Source organism: Pseudomonas bubulae, from assembly GCF_900618535.1.
GTDB classification, from domain to species: domain Bacteria; phylum Pseudomonadota; class Gammaproteobacteria; order Pseudomonadales; family Pseudomonadaceae; genus Aquipseudomonas; species Aquipseudomonas bubulae.
Map to the genome: position 1 here is coordinate 481047 of NZ_UYJA01000004.1, position 20269 is coordinate 501315.

Consider the following 20269-nt stretch of genomic DNA (forward strand, 5'->3'; position numbering starts at 1 on the left):
GGGATGCTGGAATCACTGGAAAAGATGCTCGCCAAGGGTGTGGATAACTCATTGCTGCGCTTTGGCCTGGGCAAGGGCTATCTGGACCTTGGGGATAACTTGAAAGCGGCGGAGCATCTGCAGCGTTGCGTCGGCTTTGACCCCAAGTATTCGGCGGCCTGGAAGCTGCTGGGCAAGGCGCAGCTGGCGGCGGGGGATCGTGCGGCAGCGCGGGCGGCATGGGAGCAGGGGATTGCAGCGGCTCAGGCCCATGGCGACAAGCAGGCCGAGAAAGAAATGACGGTGTTTTTGAAGAAGCTGGATAAGTCGCAGTAATTCATCCAGCTTCATATTGGGAACTTGATGCGGGAGCGAGCCTGCTCGCGAAGATCGTTAGATAATCGCGGCGCTTGTGAAACCTTCGCGAGCAGGCTCGCTCCCACGGGATGCATGTTTGGTCAGTACCAGCGCGCCTCACCCGGCGGACGCTTCTTGAAGCGCTTCATGCTCCACATGTACTGGCTCGGGTACGCCCGCACATACTTCTCGACCACCTTGCTCATGGCCGCGCACGAGGTCGCCGTATCGGTGCTGTACATCTCTTCGGGCGCCGCTTCCAGAATCACTTTGAAACCCGAACCGTCGGGCAAGCGCAATGCGTGGAGGAACACGCCCACCGCTTTGCCGCCCGCCAGCATATTGGGCACAAACTTGCTGGTCAGGGCCATCGTGCCGAGGAACGGCACAAAAATACCGGCCGACTCAGCGGGCTCCGGATCTGCCGGAATGCCCACCTGACCACCTTTGCGCACCTCCTTGATCACGCTCAGGATGCCTTCTTTGGTCGATGCCGCCACGCGGTTGCCCAGCTGAACGCGTTGCTTTTGCAGCAATTCATCCACAGCCTTGAGCTTGGGCGGGCGGTAAAAAATGATCGGCTTGCACTGGCTGCAATAGAAGTGGTTGAGCACTTCCCAGTTGCCCAGATGGCTGGTGATGCCTACCACGCCCTTGCCTGAGGCCAGGGCGTCCTTGAGCACGTCCAGACCTTCGACTTCACGCACCAGGTCAATCGAACGCTGGGCCGGCCAGATCCAGGCGCACGCGCTCTCGGTCAGGCTTTTACCGATGTCCTTGAGGCTCTGGCCCACGAGTTGCTCACGGGCGACCGGGTCCATTTCGGGGAAGCATTTGGCCAGGTTGATCCGCACCACATCGCGCGAACGATTAGGCAGTTTCCACATCAACCAGCCAATGGCCGAGCCCACGCGTTGCACCGCGCTCCACGGGAGCATGGCAAACAATCGCAAAGCCCCGACCAGCAAGGCGCCTTTAAACTTTTCCACAGAATAATCTCTCGAAAGCACTCGTAGCAGCTGCCGAAGGCTGCGTCCGATTGCGAAGCAATCGTAAATGCTGAGTGCTTGATTTTACTGACACATCGCAGGGCCTGACTTCACGACGGCTGCGCCGCCGGACGCAGCCTTCGGCAGCTGCTACGGGTTATGCGTGTGGCGAAAAAAGACATTCTAACCGCCGTTGGCCAGTTCCGCGTAACGGTCGCAATACGTGGCATGGTCCATAACCATGCCGCTGGCCTGCATAAAGGCGTAGCAAATGGTCGGGCCGACGAACGTAAAACCGGCTTTTTTCAGGCCTTTGCTCATGGCTTCGGCCTCTGGCGTCACCGCAGGGAATTCATGGCGTTCAGTAAAGTGGTTGATCTTCGGTTTACCCCCAACAAACGACCATAAAAACTCCACCGGGTTGTCCAGAGCCAGCCAGGCCCGGGCATTGCGTCGTGCTCCGGCCACCTTGAGACGGTTGCGGATAATCCCCGGATCCTGCAACAAAACCTCGATTTCAGTGTCCGTCATAACTGCCAAACGCTGCACATCAAAGCCAAACATGACCTTGCGATAGTGCTCGCGCTTCTTCAAAACCGTGATCCATGACAAACCTGCCTGGAACCCTTCGAGCAATAACAACTCGAACAGCCCATGCGCATCGCGCAACGGCACGCCCCACTCTTGATCGTGATAAGCGGCATACAGCGGATCTTCTGAACACCAGAAGCAACGTGGCATATAGGCTCCAGGGGGTGGAGGGGCGACCGAATCGGGTATACTCCCGCTCTTTAAATCGCAGCCCAAGAAACAGGTGAATTTGTGAGCCAGCCTACGCCAGCAGTGCGTACCTTCCAAGACTTGATCCTCGCCCTCCAGCAATACTGGGCCGAGCAAGGTTGTGTGGTGCTTCAGCCCTACGATATGGAAGTGGGCGCCGGCACATTCCATACCGCCACGTTTTTGCGCTCTCTGGGCCCGGAAACCTGGAACGCCGCTTATGTGCAGCCCAGTCGTCGTCCGACTGACGGCCGCTACGGCGAAAACCCGAACCGTTTGCAGCACTACTACCAGTTCCAGGTGGTTTTGAAGCCAAACCCGCCAAACTTCCAGGAGCTGTACCTGGGTTCGCTGAAACATATCGGCCTGGACCCACTGGTCCACGATATCCGTTTCGTAGAAGACAACTGGGAATCGCCAACACTGGGCGCCTGGGGTCTGGGCTGGGAAATCTGGCTCAACGGTATGGAAGTCACCCAGTTCACCTACTTCCAGCAAGTAGGCGGCATTGAGTGCTACCCGGTTACCGGCGAAATCACCTACGGCCTTGAGCGTTTGGCTATGTACCTGCAGGGCGTGGATTCTGTCTACGACCTGGTATGGACTGACGGCCCGTTCGGCAAAGTGACCTACGGCGACGTGTTCCATCAGAACGAAGTCGAGCAGTCGACTTACAACTTCGAACACGCCAACGTCGACAAACTGTTCGAACTGTTCGATTTCTATGAAAGCGAAGCCAAGCGCCTGATCGAACTCGACCAGCCTTTGCCGTTGCCAAGCTACGAAATGGTGCTCAAGGCATCCCACACGTTCAACCTGCTGGATGCCCGCCGCGCCATTTCCGTGACCGCGCGTCAGCAATACATCCTGCGTGTGCGTACCCTGGCGCGTTCGGTGGCTCAGGCCTACCTTGAAGCTCGCGCCAAGCTGGGCTTCCCGATGGCTCCGCCGGATTTACGTGATGAAGTGTTGGCTAAGTTGGAGGCAGCACAATGAGTGCTCAAGATTTTCTGGTTGAACTGGGCACTGAAGAACTGCCACCAAAAGCCCTCAATACCCTGGCTGATGCATTTCTCGCCGGGATTGAAAAAGGCCTGCAAACAGCCGGTCTGAAATTCAGCGCGAAAAAAGTCTACGCCGCACCGCGCCGCCTGGCCGTTCTGCTGACCCAGCTGGAAACCCAGCAGCCTGACCGCAGCATCAATATCGACGGCCCGCCACGTCAAGCTGCTTTCGATGCCGAAGGCAACCCGACCCAGGCAGCCCTTGGCTTTGCCAAAAAATGCGGCGTTGAGCTGAGCGAAATCGACCAGAGCGGCCCAAAACTGCGTTTCAGCCAGGTGATCGTCGGCAAGCCGACCGCCAGCCTGCTGCCGACCATCGTTGAAGACTCGCTCAATGACTTGCCGATCCCCAAGCGTATGCGCTGGGGCGCGCGCAAGGTCGAGTTCGTACGTCCAACCCAGTGGCTGGTCATGCTGCTGGGCGACGAGGTCATCGATTGCACGATCCTTGCGCAAAAAGCCGGTCGTGAGTCCCGTGGCCACCGCTTCCATCACCCGGAAAACGTGCGCATCAGCGCCCCGGCCAACTACGCCGAAGACCTGCGCAAAGCCTACGTGCTGGCCGATTTCTTTGAGCGTCGCGAGCTGATTTCCAAGCGTGTGGCCGAGCTGGCGACGATGCAGGAAGGCAGCGCTATCGTGCCGCCGGCCCTGCTCGACGAAGTGACCGCGCTGGTTGAATGGCCGGTGCCGCTGGTGTGCTCGTTTGAAGAGCGCTTCCTGGACGTCCCGCAAGAAGCCCTGATCACCACCATGCAGGACAACCAGAAGTACTTCTGCCTGCTGGACGTCGATGGCAAATTGCTCCCGCGCTTTATTACCGTGGCCAACATCGAGAGCAAAGACCCGCAGCAGATCATCTCGGGTAACGAGAAAGTGGTTCGCCCGCGCCTGACCGATGCCGAGTTCTTCTTCAAGCAAGACAAGAAGCAAAAACTCGAGAGCTTCAACCTGCGTCTGCAAAACGTGGTATTCCAGGCCCAACTGGGCAGTGTTTACGACAAGGCTGAGCGTGTTTCGAAACTGGCGGCATTCATTGCCCCGCGCATTGGCGGTGACGCACCGCGTGCCGCCCGTGCCGGTTTGCTGTCCAAGTGCGACCTGGCCACGGAAATGGTCGGCGAGTTCCCGGAGATGCAAGGCATTGCCGGTTACTACTACGCGCTGAATGACGGCGAGCCTGAAGACGTCGCCCTGGCGTTGAACGAGCAGTACATGCCGCGTGGCGCGGGCGCCGAGTTGCCGAGCACCCTGACCGGTGCTGCAGTGGCCATCGCCGACAAGCTCGACACCCTGGTGGGTATTTTCGGCATTGGCATGTTGCCTACAGGCAGCAAAGACCCGTACGCACTGCGTCGTGCAGCGCTGGGTATCCTGCGCATCCTGATCGACAAGAAACTCGACCTCGACCTGACTGAAGCAGTGAAATTCGCTGTCAGCGCTTTCGGGGCCAAGATCAAGTCGGCCGGTCTGGCAGATCAGGTTCTGGAATTCATCTTCGACCGCCTGCGTGCGCGTTACGAAGACGAAGGCGTGGACGTGGCCACTTACCTGTCGGTACGTGCCCTCAACCCAACGTCGGCGCTGGACTTCGATCAGCGCGTGCAAGCCGTACAAGCGTTCCGCCAGTTGCCGGAAGCCGCTGCACTGGCCGCCGTGAACAAACGCGTTTCGAACCTGCTGAGCAAGGTTGAAGGCACGGTTTCGACCCACGTTGAAGCCCGCTATTTCGACAATGCTTGTGAGTTCTCGCTGTTCTCGGCCATCCAGAAGGCCGACGAGGCCGTACAGCCAATGGCTGCTGCCCGTCAGTACAACGAAGCCCTGACCCGTCTGGCCTCGTTGCGCGAGCCGGTGGATGCGTTCTTCGAAGCGGTGATGATCAACGCAGAAGACCCGAGCGTGCGGGCTAACCGCTACGCCTTGCTGGCCCGTCTGCGTGGCCTGTTCCTGGGTGTTGCCGATATTTCACTGCTGGGCTGAGGGGTTGCCGTTGAAACTGCTGATTCTCGATCGGGACGGAGTAATCAATTACGACTCCGACGCTTACATCAAGTCAGTCGAGGAGTGGCAACCACTGCCCGGCGCGATCGAGGCCATTGCGCAGTTGAGCAAGGCCGGCTGGACAGTCGCCATCGCGACCAACCAGTCCGGCATTGCCCGCGGCTACTATGATGTTGCCACGCTGGACGCCATGCACGCCCGCTTGCGGGCGCTGGTGGCAGAGCAGGGTGGCGAGGTCGGATTGATTGTCTATTGCCCACACGGACCTGACGCGGGTTGCGCTTGCCGTAAGCCCAAACCTGGCATGTTGCAAACGATTGCCAACCATTACGGCGTTGATTTGGCCCAATGTTGGTTCGTCGGTGACAGTTTGGGTGACTTGCAGGCTGCGCAAGCCGTCGATTCTCAGCCAGTTTTGGTAAAAACCGGAAAGGGCCTACAGACATTGGCCAAAGAGTTACCGGTTAATACTCTAGTATTTGACGATCTGGCGGCAGTCGCCGCAGAACTTATCCACAAATAAAGCATGTTCGAACACTGGCCTGCACGTTATGCGCTGGCCTGTTCCCTTATGCTTTATCCGCAACGGTAAAAGCCGCTATGTCGATACTGCAGGCCATCAGAACCTTCTTCTTTTACCTGCTGCTGGGCACCAGCTCTCTGCTGTGGTGCTCGCTGAGCTTTTTTGTCGCTCCGTTTTTGCCGTTCCGTGCGCGCTATCGGTTTATCAATGTTTACTGGTGCCGCTGCGCGCTGTGGCTGACACGGGTGTTCTTGAAAATTGACGTTCGGGTTACGGGCGCAGAAAACATCCCGCAACGACCGTGCGTGATTCTGGCCAACCACCAAAGTACCTGGGAGACGTTTTTTCTCTCGGCCTACTTTCAGCCGTTGAGCCAGGTACTCAAACGCGAATTGCTGTATGTGCCGTTTTTTGGCTGGGCGATGGCGATGCTGCGCCCGATTGCCATCGACCGTGACAACCCCAAGGCTGCACTCAAGCACATTGCAAAAAAGGGTGATGAGCTGCTCAAGGACAACATTTGGGTGCTGATCTTCCCGGAAGGCACCCGCGTGCCGTTTGGCCAGGTGGGAAAATTTTCCCGGGGGGGCACGGCTCTGGCGGTCAACGCCGAACTACCGGTACTACCGATTGCCCACAACGCGGGCAAGTTCTGGCCCAAGACGGGCTGGGCGAAAAAGGCTGGCACCATCGAGCTGGTCATCGGTGAACCGATGTACGCCAACGGCAGCGGTCCACGGGCCATTGCCGAGCTGAACGACCGGGTACAGGCCTGGAACGAGCAGGCTCAGCGCGACATGGGTTCGTTGCCTCCTATAGCTAAACCTTCTGAAACGATTGTGAACTAAGCAAATTGTGGATAACTTGTGCACAAGTTTTCTTTTTTTGTGAAAAAACAGACGTAAGCCTATGATTTTCATGCTTATTTCAGACTGTAAGTTTTCACCTAAATACGTGCATAAGTTTTTCTAAGCGCAAAAAAAACCGGCTTATATCAGCCGGTTTTTTGTGCCTGTCGATTCATTGCTTCTACCGCGCGGCCATCCTGCACCTTGGTAAATTCAAGATATCTGGATTCATCGCAACCTAACCAACATTGCTGTCAGGAAAAGCTATTGCTGCGTGTCAGATGCGGGATGAACGTGGTCTGGTACTTCAACTGATCGGCCTTGAGGGTTGACGCCGGATACACCAGATTTTCCAGCTGTCTGGTTTTTTCGATCATCTTTTGATCACCTTTGACGAAGTTTATCGAATACGCATTGTCTGGGCCCGGACTCGTAGGGGTGACCGTCACCGGGGTAAATCCAGCATTGGTGGCCATGGCGATCAGTCTTTCTTGGGACATATAATTGGCAGGTGTTTCAGCTTCCATATATTGATTGTAGGTTCGCTCCAGTTGTGCGGGCGATATATCCGGGTTTTCATGGAGCTTCTTATACAACTCAATGACCACATGCATCAGGTCGATATCATCTCCGCTCAGGCGACTGGAGTGCTCGGTGATGCTCAGTACGCCCCCCTCCTTGAGCAGATCGGCGGCTTGTTTGATACTGTATTGTTGCACCCCGTCGGAGGGAAAGTGATGCAGTGAATGCTGATACATGACGCAATCAAACTTTCCACCTTCCACTAATGGGTTTGCACAATCGCTCCCTGCCACTTTGCCGCTGCTCATGCTAGTGCCGTCATAAATGATCTTTTTAACGGATGCACAATTCTTGCGACTCTCGAGTTGCACCGTTTTGCTGTTTTCGTCCCATCCTGTTTCAGTATCGACTTCCAGGACATAGGGCTCGACATATATGCCGCTGGCCTCGGCCAGACTGGCGGATACATAGGACGTCAGCTTGCCGTCATTTCCGCCGATATCCAAAACCTTGAGCTTGTTCGAACCGCGGCCCAAATCTGGATTCACCTCCATGATCATAGTGGCGATGTCATTACCCTTTCTGCTGAGGTGAGCAGTGACATCAGTCGCAACGGATTGTTTATTGATCGTTGTCGCGTTTCTATACCAATCGCACAGTTTTTCTATAAAAACGGCGTTGGGAAGCTTTCGTGAAACGTCCTTGGCGAGGCCCATCATATCGGCAATCAAGCGTTCCTTGTACTCATTGCTGATTGAAAAAGAATCCGAGTCGCAGTGATAGGTCAGTACTTTGGAAAGATCAGCATGTCGGCCAATATTCTCGCCGTGCAACTTTAAATAGTCATGGATAAAGTAATTACTCTTTGAGTCCAGTCGATGTTGGACAGGTTCGAAGCTTTCCAATGGACCGTCGAATGCCCTAGGAGAGAGTGAGATAAGTTGCAACATACAGAGTTCCTTATTCGCTGATGATCGTTCTAGGCTATAAGTAGGATTATCAGCAAAGCGGGTTCCAGAGACTTTGTATGAGCCCTTGTCCAAAGCTTTGGACGACCCGACCACAACAACAGAGGGGCAGGTTATTGAATGGGGCTTTATTGCCACGTTCAAGTTCGGGAATGTGGAAGGCGGTGGGGCTCTTCGCTCCACCGCTCGCTCAAAGGGAAGGCGGGTTACTTAGACCTTGTCGATATTCACATTCCTCGTTTCCTTGAGGCACAGCATGCCCACCACCAGGCTGACCCCGGTGATCACCACCGGGTACCACAGGCCATAGAAGATATCCCCGGTGTAGACCACCAGTGCAAACGACACGGTGGGCAGAAAACCACCGAACCAGCCGTTGCCGATATGGTAGGGCAGGGACATTGAGGTGTAGCGGATGCGAGTCGGGAACAGCTCTACCATCACGGCTGCCAGTGGGCCGTAGGTCATGGTGGCAATGAGTGTCAGTAGTACCATCACCAGTACAACCATTGGCTGGTTGACCGCGCCTGGATCAGCCTTGGCCGGGTAACCCGCTTCGGTTATCGCTGCGCGCATGGCCGCTTCGTCAAAACCGCTGATTTTCTGTTCACCTACCGACACTTGAACTTCAGCGCCCGGTGCAGCCGACTGTGAGGTATACGGCAAGCCCTGCTTCACCAGGAAGGTTTTAACCTTGTCGCACGGGCTGTCAAAACGTGCCTTGCCTACCGGGTCAAACTGGAAGGTGCAGGTGCCCGGGTCGGCCATGACCACAATCGGTGATTGACGGCTGGCGGTATCAATCTGCGGGTTGGCGTAATGGCTCAATGCTTTGAACAGCGGAAAGTACAGGACTGTGGCCAATAACAGGCCAAGCATCAGGATCGGCTTGCGCCCCACACGGTCAGACAGCCAGCCGAAGAATATAAAGAACGGTGCCCCGATTACTACGCTGATAATCAGTAAGAGATTGGCCTGGGCCGGGTCCATCTTGAGCATCTGTGTCAGGAAAAACAGCACATAGAACTGCGCGGTATAGAAGGTTACCGCCTGGCCAGCGTTGATACCGAACAGGGCAATCAGCACGATCTTGAGGTTTTCCCATTTACCGAACGATTCGCGGATCGGCGACTTGCTGGTTTTACCTTCGGCTTTCATTTTCACGAACGCTGGCGACTCGTGCATGCTCATGCGAATCCAGGTCGAGATGCCCAGCAGCACGATGGACAGCAGAAACGGCAGGCGCCAGCCCCAGACTTCAAACTGGTCACCGGTCAGGTACCGGCAACTCAGCACCACCAGCAGCGACAACAACAAACCCAAGGTGGCAGTCGATTGAATCCAGCTGGTGTTGAAGCCACGCTTGCCCGGTGCGGCGTGTTCAGCCACGTAAGTGGCTGCACCGCCGTATTCACCGCCCAGCGCCAGCCCCTGGAGCATGCGCAATACCACGAGCATGATCGGGGCAGCGATACCGATGCTGGCGTAGGTCGGCAACAGGCCGACAGCGAAGGTCGATAAACCCATCAAGATGATGGTCATGAGGAAGGTGTATTTACGCCCGATCATGTCACCCAATCGACCGAACACCAGTGCCCCGAAGGGTCTCACCAAAAAGCCTGCGGCGAAGGCCATCAAGGCAAAAATAAACGCCGTGGTGTCGTTGACCCCAGCAAAGAACTGCTTGCTGAGCACGGTGGCCAAAGCGCCATACAAGAAAAAGTCATACCACTCGAAAACGGTCCCGAGGGATGACGCAAAAATGATCTTGCGCTCTTCGCGCCCGGTCGTTCCTTTGACGGTAGCCGCCTGTTGTGCAAGTGCGTCTGACATGTGCAAAGTCCTCGGCCCTATGGGCCACAGTGATTATTGTTGTTGTCCACTGCCGGTTCCGGATGACTGCGCCCGAAACCACGATCGCCTTCAGGCGACCGGTATAGCTGCCGTGCGGTTAACGCCTGCTGTGTACTGCGGTGTTTCAAGCGAAGCCTGCAAAATCAGCTGCGCGGCTTTTTCGCCAATCATCAGGGTCGGAGAACAGGTATTACCCGACACGATGCTGGGCATGATCGAAGCGTCTGCCACCCTCAAACCCGGTACCCCATGAACGCGCAATTGGGCATCGACCACTGCCTCGGCGTCCTGGCCCATGCGGCAAGTGCCCACGGGGTGAAAAATCGTCGTACCAATACGGGCAGCTGCGTCGTACAGCTCTTGTTCGGTCTGCAAGTCCTTGCCTGGCAGATATTCCTCAGGGGTAAAGGCCTGCAGAGCTGCGCTGGCCACGATACGCCGAGTCAGGCGTATGGCATCGGCTGCTACCTTCAGATCATCAGGGTGGCTCAGGTAATTGGGGTCGATCAGCGGTGCGTCATCCGGGTTTGCCGAACGGATATCCACGCGCCCCCGGCTTTTTGGTCGCAAGTTGCACACCGAGGCGGTAAAGGCCGGGAAGGTGTGCAGCGGCTCGCCAAAACGCTCAAGGGACAGCGGCTGGACGTGGTATTGCAAGTTGGCAGATAACTGATCAGGGTCGGATTTGACGAACGCCCCCAGCTGACTGGGGGCCATCGCCAAAGGACCACTGCGGTCGTAGGCATATCGCAGGCCCATGCCGACTTTACCCCACACGCTATTGGCGACCTGGTTGAGGGTTCGGGCCTTGGTCAGTTTGAAGATCAAGCGTAACTGCAAGTGGTCCTGCAAATTCCCCCCCACCCCGGGCAGCTCATGCAGCACAGTTATCCCCAGGCTTTCGAGCAAAGGCCGCGGGCCAATACCCGAGCGCTGCAAGATGCCAGGAGAGCCAATCGAACCGGCGCAAAGGATAATCTCGCAACCGGTCGTGAAGGTATGCTGTGCGCCTTGCCAGCGCGCACTGACCTGGGTGGCCCGGCCGTTTTCAAGCAGCACTTTGTCGACTTGCACGTCGGTCAAAACCGTCAGGTTGGGGCGCTTGAGTATCGGCCGCAGAAAAGCCTTTGAGGCATTCCAGCGCACACCGGAGCGCTGGTTGACTTGAAAGTATCCACAGCCCTGGTTATCGCCACCGTTGAAATCGCTGACGCTGGCAATTCCGCTTTGCGCGGCAGCGTCACGAAACGCGTCCAGAATCGGCCATGAATAGCGCTGCTGCTCAACCCGCCACTCACCTTCACTGCCATGCAGCTCAGAATTGCCGGCAAAGTGCTTTTCGCTGCGTTTGAACAATGGCAATACGTCATCCCAGCCCCAGCCCGAATTGCCCAACTCGGCCCAGCGGTTGTAATCACCCGCCTGGCCGCGCATATAAATCATGCCGTTGATGGACGAGCTGCCGCCCAAGACCTTACCCCGTGGGTAGCTCAGGCTGCGACCTTGCAAACCGGCCTGGGTTTCGGTCTTGAAACACCAGTCGGTGCGCGGGTTACCGATGCAATACAGGTAACCCACAGGAATATGGATCCACGGGTAGTTATCTTGCCCGCCCGCTTCGAGCAGCAACACGTTGTGGCGAGGATCGGCAGACAGCCGATTGGCCAGCACTGAACCTGCAGGCCCGGCACCCACGATGATGTAGTCGTACACCTTGTTGGCTGATGGCATGTATCACCTCGCGCCTTTTATTTATTGTTCTTGTCCTACACCATCCTATTGATTATTTTCGTGTTGCAAACGCGAGATTTCACCCATGGCTTGTGCGTTTTTGCACAGTCATCCGTAAGCCACATCTGATGTAGCGCTCTGGGGGTTGATCATGTTCGACTGGAATGACATGCGGTACTTCCTGGAGTTGCAGCGCAGCGGACGTTTACTCACCGCCGCCAAGCGCCTGAACACCACCCATAGCACCGTTGCCCGGCATATTGAGAGCATCGAGCAACACTTGGGCGCGGCTTTATTTGTGCAATATGCTCAGGGGTACGAACTGACCCCGGCCGGGCAAGCCTTGCTCAAACATGCCGAAGCGATGGAAAACGTCGCACTGCTGGCCCAGGAAGAAATCAATCAGTCCCTCACCCCCTTGGGCAAAATCCGTCTGGGTGTCACCGAGGGCATTGGCATCATGTTTATCACCTCGCGACTGCGGGGTTTATTTGAGCGTTATCCAGGTCTGGAGGTGGAACTGGTCGCAGTACCGCGCTTCGTCAGCATCCTCAACCGCGAAGCAGAAATCAGTATTCATCTGGAGCGTCCCAACGCCGACCTGTTGATAACTCGAAAACTCACTGACTACCGGCTCGCGCTCTATGCCAGCCGCCTTTATCTGGACAAGGCGCCGCCCCTGAACAGCCGCGACGATCTGGCCAACCACTACTGGATCGGCTACGTCGACGACCTGTTGTTCAGTCAGGAGCTGCTGTTCCTCAATACCTTCTGCCGCACCCCGACCGTGACCTTTCGCAGCACCAGCGTCATTGCCCAGCAACAAGCCGCTCGTGCCGGGCTGGGTATCGCCGTATTGCCCAACTACATGGCCGCTGACGACCCCGACCTGGTGCGTGTATTGCCGGGCGAGTCTGTGCAACGCAGTTACTGGATCAGCACCCGCCGTGAACTGCACAAATCCGTAAGGTTGAGGGTGGTGTGGGATTTTTTACTGGAGTTGTGCCGCGAGGAGAGGGCGGTGCTGTTGGCGCCATAGTCATTTTTTAGCCATTAAAAAAGGCCAACGCTGAGCGTTGGCCTTTTTGGGTACTGCGGGTCAAAACAGGATCAGAAATCCAGGTTGGACACTGCCAGTGCGTTGCTCTCGATGAATTCACGACGTGGTTCTACAGCATCGCCCATCAAGGTGTTGAAGATCTGATCGGCGCCGATCGCGTCTTCGATGGTGACTTTCAGCATGCGACGCACGCTTGGGTCCATCGTGGTTTCCCAGAGCTGATCCGGGTTCATTTCACCCAGACCTTTGTAGCGCTGGATGGTGTGACGCTTGGTGCTTTCAGCCATCAACCAGTCCAGTGCTTCCTTGAACTCGGTCACTTGCTTGCGACGTTCGCCACGCTGAATATAGGCACCTTCATCCAGCAGGGTGCTCAGTTGAGCGCCCAGGGTCACAACGGTTTTGTAATCGTTGCTGCCGAAGAAGTCGCGGTTGAAGGTGATGAACGTCGAGTGGCCGTGGGAGATAAGTTCGACCTCTGGCAACCAGACATTACGCTCACGGTCTTCACGCAGGCTGGCTTTGTAGACCAGGCCCGATTTCTCGACCAGACGCAGACGCTCTTCAAACTTGGCCATCCAGTCCTGCATGGCAGCGTGGTCACCCAACTGCTCAAGGCTTACAGCCGGCAGGTAGATGAAGTGCTCGGTCAGCTCCTGAGGGTACAGGCGCGACAAACGCTTGAGGGTCTTCATCACCATGCGGAAGTCGTACACCAGACGCTCCAGTGCCTCACCGGAGATGCCAGGAGCATCTTCGTTCAGGTGCAGGCTGGCATCTTCAAGAGCCGACTGGGTCATGTACTCTTCCATGGCCTCGTCGTCTTTAATGTACTGCTCTTGCTTGCCCTTTTTCACTTTGTACAACGGTGGCTGGGCGATGTAGATGTAGCCACGCTCGATCAGCTCCGGCAACTGACGGAAGAAGAAGGTCAGCAGCAGGGTACGGATGTGCGAACCGTCAACGTCAGCATCGGTCATGATGATGATGTTGTGATAGCGCAGTTTGTCGATGTTGTACTCTTCGCGGCCGATGCCACAGCCCAGCGCAGTGATCAAGGTGCCGACTTCTTGCGAAGAGATCATCTTGTCAAAACGGGCTTTCTCGACGTTGAGGATTTTACCTTTCAACGGCAGGATGGCTTGGGTACGACGGTTGCGACCCTGCTTGGCGGAGCCGCCAGCAGAGTCACCTTCCACCAGGTACAGTTCGGACAGAGCAGGGTCTTTTTCCTGGCAGTCAGCCAGCTTGCCCGGCAAGCCCGCGATGTCCAACGCGCCTTTACGACGGGTCATCTCACGGGCTTTACGTGCAGCTTCACGAGCACGGGCTGCGTCGATCATCTTGCCGACAATCAACTTGGCTTCGTTCGGGTGTTCCAGCAGGAAGTCGGAGAAGAACTTGCCCATTTCCTGTTCAACAGCGGTCTTCACTTCGGAAGACACCAGCTTGTCTTTAGTCTGCGAGCTGAACTTTGGATCCGGCACTTTCACCGAGATGATCGCAGTCAAGCCTTCACGGGCGTCATCACCGGTGGTGGCGACCTTGTGCTTCTTGGCCAGGCCTTCAGCTTCGATGTACGTGTTGAGGTTACGCGTCAGGGCAGAGCGGAAGCCCACCAAGTGCGTGCCACCATCGCGCTGTGGAATGTTGTTGGTGAAGCACAACAGGTTCTCGTTGAAGCTGTCGTTCCACTGCAGGGCGATTTCTACGCCGATGCCGTCTTCACGCTGAACATTGAAGTGGAACACCTGGTTCACAGGGTTCTTGTTGGTGTTCAGGTAATCAACGAATGCACGCAGGCCACCTTCGTACTTGAACAGCTCCTCCTTGCCGCTGCGCTCGTCCTTGAGGACGATACCCACACCGGAGTTCAGGAAGGACAGTTCACGAATCCGCTTGGCCAGGATGTCCCAGCTAAAGTGGATATTCTTGAAGGTTTCAGCCGAAGGCTTGAAGTGGATCTGCGTACCCGTGGTTTCGCTTTCACCCACAATAGCCATAGGCGCCTGAGGAACACCGTGGACGTAGGTCTGTTCCCAGATCTTGCCGCTGCGGCGTACAGTCAGGACCAGCAGTTCGGACAGGGCGTTTACCACCGAAACACCTACACCGTGCAAGCCGCCGGATACTTTGTAGGAGTTGTCATCGAACTTACCGCCGGCGTGCAGCACGGTCATGATGACCTCGGCTGCAGATACGCCTTCTTCTTTATGCACGTCAACCGGAATACCGCGGCCGTTATCGCGCACGGTGATGGACTCGTCCGGGTGGATCGTGATGGTGATGTCGTCGCAATGGCCAGCCAGCGCTTCGTCGATGGAGTTGTCGACTACTTCGAACACCATGTGGTGCAGACCGCTGCCATCGTCAGTATCACCAATGTACATACCGGGACGTTTGCGTACGGCATCAAGGCCTTTCAGCACTTTAATGCTCGTTGAGTCGTACGTGTTTTCTTCGCTCAATGCCTTCACTCCCGATGGTCGTGGGTCTGGGTGATACAGCCCTGTTCCACGTGGAACAGGGCAACTGGCGTTTCCGTCTGCCAGCCTTCCCTCAATAATTCGTGGTCTACACAGGTAATGAATACCTGGCAGCGTAAGTCTTCCAACAAGCGACACAGTGCGTTGCGATGCTGCTCGTCCAGTTCGGACGGCAAGTCATCCACCAGATAAATACATTGGCCTCGCCGGGCCTGGCTGACCAAGTGCCCCTGAGCGATGCGCAGCGCGCAGACCACCAACTTCTGCTGCCCCCGCGACAAAATATCTGCGGCGTTATTTGCACCCAGCTTAAGGCGCAAATCAGCACGTTGTGGCCCCGCCTGGGTATGCCCCATTTGCTGGTCCCGGTGGACAGACGCGGCGAGTACAGCACTCAGCTCACGGTCTTTATCCCAACCACGGTAATAGCTCAGCGTTAACCCCTGGAGATCCAGCAGCTCGCTCAGGGTCTGCTCAAAGACTGGTTTCAAGGCTTTGATGTAGGCGCGGCGGTATTCATCAATTTCAGCACTGGCCAGGCACAGTTCCCGGTCCCAGGCCGCTTGTGAAACGGCGTCGAGTGTACCATGCCGCAGCCATGAGTTCCGCTGCCGCAGGGCCTTCTGTAGCCGCTGCCAGGTCGACATGAACCGCGGTTCAACATGGAACACGCCCCAGTCGAGAAATTGCCTGCGGATCTTTGGGGCCCCTTCAAGAAGTCGGAAGCTGTCCGGGTTGATCAATTGCAGCGGAAGTATCTCGGCCAATTGCGCAGCACTGCGCGCATTCTGGCCGTCGATACGAATCTGGAACTCCCCCTGACGATCCCGCGAGACACCCAGTGCACTGTGTCCGCCTTCTGCCAGTTCTACCTGACCAAAAACTGTACAGCTCTGCTGCTCATGCTGGATAACGGGGTTCAGCCGCACACTGCGAAACGACCGCGCCAACCCTAGCAGGTGGATAGCTTCCAGCACGCTGGTTTTGCCGCTGCCGTTGGCGCCGTACAGAATATTGATGCGGGGGGAGGGGGAGAAGGTCACCGGGTGCAGGTTACGCACCGCGGTGACTGTGACACGACTGAGGGACATCTAGCGTGGGCTGTGCATAAGTTACAGGCGCATCGGCATGACAACGTAGGCCGAGTCGTCGTTGTCAGACTCCTGGACCAGGGCGCTGCTGTTGGAATCCGACAGGATCAGACGCACTTGTTCAGTGGTCATGACGCCCAGTACGTCCAGCAGGTAGCTCACGTTGAAGCCGATCTCCAGGGAGCCGCCGTTGTAATCAACGCCAACTTCTTCTTCCGCTTCTTCCTGCTCCGGGTTATTGGCCTGGATCTTCAGCTGGCCATTGGCCAGTTGAAGGCGAATACCGCGGTACTTTTCGTTGGACAGGATCGCGGTACGACTGAACGCTTCACGCAGTGCCTGACGGTCACCGATCACCACCTTGTCACCGCCTTTAGGCAGAACGCGCTCGTAGTCCGGGAACTTGCCGTCTACCAGCTTGGAGGTAAAGGTGAACTCGCCGGTGGTCGCACGGATATGGTGTGCACCCAGAACGATGCTCACTTCGCCGTCTGGCTCGGTCAGCAGGCGCGCCAGCTCGAGGATACCCTTGCGCGGTACGATCACCTGGTGACGGTCTGGTTGGCCGATATCGGCTTTCATCGAGCACATGGCCAAACGGTGACCGTCGGTAGCTACGGCACGGATGATCCCGGCCGACACTTCCAGCAGCATACCGTTGAGGTAGTAACGAACGTCCTGCTGGGCCATGGCAAAGCTGGTGCGCTCGATCAGACGACGCAACTTGCTCTGCTGCAGGCTGCAGGTCAGCGAACCCGGACCTTCTTCAACCGTCGGGAAATCGTTGGCTGGCAGGGTGGACAGGGTAAAGCGGCTACGGCCTGCCTTGACCACCAGTTTGTTGTCATCAAGTTTGATGTCGATCAGTGCATCGTTGGGCAGGCTTTTGCAGATATCCATCAGCTTGCGCGCAGGCACGGTGATTTCGCCTGGCTCGGCCGGCTCTTCAAGTTGCACCCGACCGACCAGCTCGACTTCAAGGTCAGTACCGGTCAGCGACAGTTGCTGGCCTTCGACAACCAACAGCACGTTGGACAATACCGGCAAGGTCTGGCGGCGTTCTACTACGCCGGCGACCAGTTGCAGGGGTTTCAACAGGGCTTCGCGTTGAATGGTGAAATGCATGGTCTAGTCCCTTGCCTTAATAAGCTGCGCTGGTGTCATCAGGTTGTCAGAGTTCGCAGCAGGTTCTTGTAGTCCTCGCGGATGTCCGCGTCGGATTCCTTGAGTTCGTTGATCTTGCGGCATGCGTGCAAAACCGTGGTGTGATCGCGACCGCCAAACACATCGCCGATTTCCGGCAGGCTGTGGTTGGTCAGTTCCTTGGACAGTGCCATGGCGACCTGGCGTGGTCGCGCTACCGAGCGCGAACGGCGCTTGGACAACAAGTCCGAGATCTTGATCTTGTAGTACTCGGCCACGGTACGCTGGATGTTATCCACAGAGACGAGTTTGTCTTGCAGCGCCAGCAAGTCTTTTAGGGATTCGCGAATCAGCTCGATGGTGATGTCGCGGCCCATAAAGTGCGAGTGAGCGATAACGCGCTTGAGCGCGCCTTCGAGCTCACGCACGTTGGAGCGAATACGCTGGGCAATAAAGAAGGCTGCATCATGGGGCAGATCAACCTTGGCCTGATCGGCCTTCTTCATCAGGATCGCTACGCGGGTCTCTAGCTCCGGCGGCTCGACGGCAACCGTCAGTCCCCAGCCAAAGCGCGACTTCAGACGCTCTTCGAGGCCTTCGATTTCTTTCGGGTAACGGTCACTGGTCAGAATCACTTGCTGACCGCCTTCAAGCAGGGCGTTGAAGGTGTGGAAGAACTCTTCCTGGGACCGTTCCTTGCGCGCAAAGAATTGAATGTCATCGATAAGCAAGGCATCGACCGATCGGTAGAAGCGCTTGAACTCGTTGATGGCATTGAGCTGCAGGGCTTTAACCATATCAGCTACAAAACGCTCGGAATGCAGGTATACGACCTTGGCATTCGGGTTCTTCTTTAACAGGTGGTTACCCACCGCGTGCATCAAGTGAGTTTTACCCAGACCTACGCCGCCATAAAGGAAGAGCGGGTTGTAACCATGCTTGGGGTTATCCGCCACTTGCCACGCCGCAGCGCGGGCCAGTTGGTTGGACTTGCCCTCGACGAAGTTTTCAAAGGTAAAGGTGCGGTTCAGGTAGCTGGTGTGCTTCAGGGCACCTTCAACCTGAACGGTGCGCTGTTCGGCGCGCACGGGTGCTTGCTGCGAGCTGGCGCCAGCCATCGGGTCGAAGCTGGCACGCGAAGGCTCTTCGCTGGCGGGCTCGGACTGCTTGGGCGCGGGTGCAGAGACTGCAGGCGCAGGCGCGCTCGGCGCCGGGGCTTGTTGAGAAGCCGATGCAGCCAAGGGCGCATTGGGGGCAGCACGAGGCGCCGAGCTGCGTTTGCTGCCTATTAACAAGGACAACGCTGGCGCCATGCCATTGCTGTGCTCATTCAACAGTTCAAGCAAACGGCTCAGGTATTTTTCGTTAACCCAGTCGAGAACGAATCGGTTGGGTGCATACACACGCAACTCGTCGCCTTCGGCTTCGACCTGTAGTGGACGGATCCAGGTGTTGAATTGCTGGGCAGGCAGCTCATCGCGCAAAAGCTCCACGCACTGCTGCCAAAGTTCCACTGACACGGATATCCCCTAAGTTGAAAGCCGGTGAGGCAAAAACAGGCGCCATTGTAGCGACCGCCGCCCCACTTATCCACATGTAGCTGACCTGCATATAAGGCGTTGACAGGCTTTTTACTGTGAACAAAGCGACAAATGGTATGTGCATAAGGTCTGTGGATAAGCGGGCCTGAGCTCGTTGCACAAGTGGGGGTAAAACTCTGTGCATAACACGGCTGTGGATAAGTAGCCCTTTCATGCACAGCTTTTCCGAGGGTGCAGCACAGGCAAAGCACCGCTTGTGGACAACCTTTCTGTTCTCTGAAAACCTTGCTCTACAAGGGCTGCATAGAGTTATCCACAGCAGAACGGCTCTATAAGAGTAGTAAGTTCTTTAAAAGAGCTTTAAATACTTCGTTTTTTTATTTCTATAGTTGGCAGGCACAAGACTGGTGCAAAACGGCAAACATCTATTTAGCAGTAAACGTTGGTTGGAAATTGACCTATCGGCTTGCATTCTCTAGAATCGCCGGTCTCTTAAAACGGGGGCCATTCCGGCCCGTTGTGGACGAACCAGGTAGCACGACATGAAACGTACTTTCCAACCAAGCACTATCAAACGCGCCCGCACTCACGGTTTCCGTGCTCGCATGGCTACTAAAAACGGCCGTGCAGTCCTGTCGCGTCGCCGCGCCAAAGGCCGTGCACGTCTGGCAGTTTGATAATCAGACAATGGTGGTGAGTCAGGACTTCAGTCGGGAAAAGCGGTTACTCACTCCCCGACATTTCAAGGCAGTCTTTGACTCCCCCACCGGCAAGGTTCCGGGGAAAAATCTCCTGCTCCTTGCGCGTAGCAACGATCTTGATCACCCCCGCCTGGGGTTAGTGATCGGGAAAAAGAGCGTAAAGCTCTCCGTTGAGCGCAATCGCCTTAAGCGTTTGATGCGTGAATCGTTTCGTCTCCACCAGGATTTACTGGTTGGTTGGGATATCGTTATCGTCGCGCGCAAAGGTTTGGGTGACGTAGAGAACCCCGAATTGATTCAGCATTTCGGCAAACTCTGGAAGCGTCTGGCCCGTAACACGCCAGTTCCAGCGGTTAAAACCGAAACTGTAGGGGTAGGCAGTCCTGATGCGTAAACTGGCACTCGTTCCGATCCAGTTTTATCGTTATGCCATTAGTCCTTTGATGGCCAGCCACTGCCGTTTCTACCCCAGTTGTTCCTGCTACGCGTTGGAAGCCATCGAAAATCATGGCCTTCTGCGCGGCGGCTGGCTGACCTTTCGTCGTTTAGGTCGCTGTCACCCGTGGAATCCCGGTGGTTACGACCCGGTTCCACCTATCCCTACCTCCCGTTCTTCTTGATGGCCGAG

General features: G+C 56.4%; 18 protein-coding genes. 9 read left to right on the top strand and 9 right to left on the bottom strand.

The window, feature by feature from the left end; translation table 11 throughout:
- Positions 1-3 precede the first annotated feature (3 nt).
- Positions 4-315, top strand: coding sequence for a tetratricopeptide repeat protein (locus tag PPTH39_RS16815; protein ID WP_094999590.1), 312 nt, complete (start codon positions 4-6; stop codon positions 313-315).
- 122 nt (positions 316-437) lie between these two features.
- Here PPTH39_RS16815 and PPTH39_RS16820 read toward each other — a convergent pair whose 3' ends face one another.
- Positions 438-1325, bottom strand: coding sequence for a lysophospholipid acyltransferase (locus tag PPTH39_RS16820; protein ID WP_094999589.1), 888 nt, complete (start codon positions 1323-1325; stop codon positions 438-440).
- A gap of 183 nt (positions 1326-1508) precedes the next feature.
- On the bottom strand, positions 1509-2066 hold the full coding sequence (locus tag PPTH39_RS16825; protein ID WP_095020604.1) for a DNA-3-methyladenine glycosylase I: 558 nt from the start codon (positions 2064-2066) through the stop codon (positions 1509-1511).
- A gap of 81 nt (positions 2067-2147) precedes the next feature.
- Between PPTH39_RS16825 and glyQ the strand changes: the two genes are divergently transcribed.
- From glyQ to PPTH39_RS16845, 4 genes are all read left to right on the top strand, one after another.
- Positions 2148-3101 carry a glycine--tRNA ligase subunit alpha gene (glyQ, locus tag PPTH39_RS16830; protein ID WP_003437964.1) on the top strand — a complete coding sequence of 318 codons (954 nt, stop codon included), beginning with the start codon at positions 2148-2150 and terminating at the stop codon, positions 3099-3101.
- The gene (gene glyS / locus PPTH39_RS16835) at positions 3098-5152 is read left to right on the top strand and encodes a glycine--tRNA ligase subunit beta (protein ID WP_094999587.1); all 2055 of its coding nucleotides are present in this window, start codon (positions 3098-3100) and stop codon (positions 5150-5152) included. Before glyQ ends, glyS begins: the two co-directional genes overlap by 4 nt.
- A 4-nt stretch (positions 5153-5156) precedes the next feature.
- Positions 5157-5696, top strand: coding sequence for a D-glycero-beta-D-manno-heptose 1,7-bisphosphate 7-phosphatase (gene gmhB / locus PPTH39_RS16840; protein WP_165446529.1), 540 nt, complete (start codon positions 5157-5159; stop codon positions 5694-5696).
- A gap of 77 nt (positions 5697-5773) precedes the next feature.
- Complete coding sequence (locus tag PPTH39_RS16845; RefSeq protein WP_094999585.1) at positions 5774-6544, top strand: lysophospholipid acyltransferase family protein; 771 nt, start codon at positions 5774-5776, stop codon at positions 6542-6544.
- 254 nt (positions 6545-6798) lie between these two features.
- On the opposite strand, the gene PPTH39_RS16850 is transcribed toward PPTH39_RS16845, so the two are convergent.
- The 3 genes from PPTH39_RS16850 to PPTH39_RS16860 form a co-directional block, all read right to left on the bottom strand.
- Positions 6799-8016, bottom strand: coding sequence for a class I SAM-dependent methyltransferase (locus PPTH39_RS16850; protein WP_130872219.1), 1218 nt, complete (start codon positions 8014-8016; stop codon positions 6799-6801).
- Positions 8017-8244: 228 nt separating this feature from the next.
- Positions 8245-9867 (bottom strand): MFS transporter, encoded by a 1623-nt coding sequence (locus PPTH39_RS16855; protein WP_094999584.1) that lies wholly within the window; start codon positions 9865-9867, stop codon positions 8245-8247.
- A 90-nt stretch (positions 9868-9957) separates the two neighbouring features.
- On the bottom strand, positions 9958-11619 hold the full coding sequence (locus PPTH39_RS16860) for a GMC family oxidoreductase (protein WP_094999583.1): 1662 nt from the start codon (positions 11617-11619) through the stop codon (positions 9958-9960).
- Positions 11620-11770: 151 nt separating this feature from the next.
- On the opposite strand from PPTH39_RS16860, the gene PPTH39_RS16865 reads away from it, so the two are divergent.
- Positions 11771-12658, top strand: a complete 888-nt coding sequence (locus tag PPTH39_RS16865) for a LysR family transcriptional regulator (RefSeq protein WP_095020603.1) — start codon at positions 11771-11773, stop codon at positions 12656-12658.
- 71 nt (positions 12659-12729) lie between these two features.
- On the opposite strand, the gene gyrB is transcribed toward PPTH39_RS16865, so the two are convergent.
- From gyrB to dnaA, 4 genes are read right to left on the bottom strand one after another with little or no spacing between them, the layout of a single operon-like run.
- Positions 12730-15147, bottom strand: a complete 2418-nt coding sequence (gyrB, locus tag PPTH39_RS16870) for a DNA topoisomerase (ATP-hydrolyzing) subunit B (protein WP_016782862.1) — start codon at positions 15145-15147, stop codon at positions 12730-12732.
- A 5-nt stretch (positions 15148-15152) separates the two neighbouring features.
- Positions 15153-16256 carry a DNA replication/repair protein RecF gene (gene recF / locus PPTH39_RS16875; RefSeq protein WP_094999581.1) on the bottom strand — a complete coding sequence of 368 codons (1104 nt, stop codon included), beginning with the start codon at positions 16254-16256 and terminating at the stop codon, positions 15153-15155.
- A 21-nt stretch (positions 16257-16277) separates the two neighbouring features.
- Positions 16278-17381 (bottom strand): DNA polymerase III subunit beta, encoded by a 1104-nt coding sequence (gene dnaN, locus PPTH39_RS16880; protein ID WP_016782864.1) that lies wholly within the window; start codon positions 17379-17381, stop codon positions 16278-16280.
- A gap of 38 nt (positions 17382-17419) precedes the next feature.
- Positions 17420-18919, bottom strand: a complete 1500-nt coding sequence (gene dnaA, locus PPTH39_RS16885) for a chromosomal replication initiator protein DnaA (RefSeq protein WP_094999580.1) — start codon at positions 18917-18919, stop codon at positions 17420-17422.
- 563 nt (positions 18920-19482) lie between these two features.
- Between dnaA and rpmH the strand changes: the two genes are divergently transcribed.
- Genes rpmH through yidD form a run of 3 tightly spaced genes read left to right on the top strand, consistent with a single transcriptional unit; the run spans position 19483 to position 20261 of the window.
- Positions 19483-19617 carry a 50S ribosomal protein L34 gene (gene rpmH, locus PPTH39_RS16890; protein ID WP_003213577.1) on the top strand — a complete coding sequence of 45 codons (135 nt, stop codon included), beginning with the start codon at positions 19483-19485 and terminating at the stop codon, positions 19615-19617.
- Positions 19618-19633: 16 nt separating this feature from the next.
- Positions 19634-20035 carry a ribonuclease P protein component gene (rnpA, locus tag PPTH39_RS16895; RefSeq protein ID WP_019828646.1) on the top strand — a complete coding sequence of 134 codons (402 nt, stop codon included), beginning with the start codon at positions 19634-19636 and terminating at the stop codon, positions 20033-20035.
- Positions 20028-20261: a membrane protein insertion efficiency factor YidD gene (gene yidD / locus PPTH39_RS16900; protein ID WP_019828647.1), complete on the top strand. Its 234-nt coding sequence runs from the start codon at positions 20028-20030 to the stop codon at positions 20259-20261. The genes rnpA and yidD overlap by 8 nt, the downstream gene beginning before the upstream one ends.
- Positions 20262-20269: the final 8 nt, after the last annotated feature.

What these genes read in the sequence shown, in the direction of transcription:
- PPTH39_RS16815 (WP_094999590.1), top strand. Translation starts at nt 4, where the DNA reads ATGCTGGAATCACTGGAAAAGATGCTCGCCAAGGGTGTGGATAACTCA.
- PPTH39_RS16825 (WP_095020604.1), bottom strand. Translation starts at nt 2,066, where the DNA reads ATGCCACGTTGCTTCTGGTGTTCAGAAGATCCGCTGTATGCCGCTTAT.
- glyS (WP_094999587.1), top strand. Translation starts at nt 3,098, where the DNA reads ATGAGTGCTCAAGATTTTCTGGTTGAACTGGGCACTGAAGAACTGCCA.
- PPTH39_RS16845 (WP_094999585.1), top strand. Translation starts at nt 5,774, where the DNA reads ATGTCGATACTGCAGGCCATCAGAACCTTCTTCTTTTACCTGCTGCTG.
- PPTH39_RS16850 (WP_130872219.1), bottom strand. Translation starts at nt 8,016, where the DNA reads ATGTTGCAACTTATCTCACTCTCTCCTAGGGCATTCGACGGTCCATTG.
- PPTH39_RS16855 (WP_094999584.1), bottom strand. Translation starts at nt 9,867, where the DNA reads ATGTCAGACGCACTTGCACAACAGGCGGCTACCGTCAAAGGAACGACC.
- PPTH39_RS16860 (WP_094999583.1), bottom strand. Translation starts at nt 11,619, where the DNA reads ATGCCATCAGCCAACAAGGTGTACGACTACATCATCGTGGGTGCCGGG.
- PPTH39_RS16865 (WP_095020603.1), top strand. Translation starts at nt 11,771, where the DNA reads ATGTTCGACTGGAATGACATGCGGTACTTCCTGGAGTTGCAGCGCAGC.
- recF (WP_094999581.1), bottom strand. Translation starts at nt 16,256, where the DNA reads ATGTCCCTCAGTCGTGTCACAGTCACCGCGGTGCGTAACCTGCACCCG.
- dnaN (WP_016782864.1), bottom strand. Translation starts at nt 17,381, where the DNA reads ATGCATTTCACCATTCAACGCGAAGCCCTGTTGAAACCCCTGCAACTG.
- rpmH (WP_003213577.1), top strand. Translation starts at nt 19,483, where the DNA reads ATGAAACGTACTTTCCAACCAAGCACTATCAAACGCGCCCGCACTCAC.
- yidD (WP_019828647.1), top strand. Translation starts at nt 20,028, where the DNA reads ATGCGTAAACTGGCACTCGTTCCGATCCAGTTTTATCGTTATGCCATT.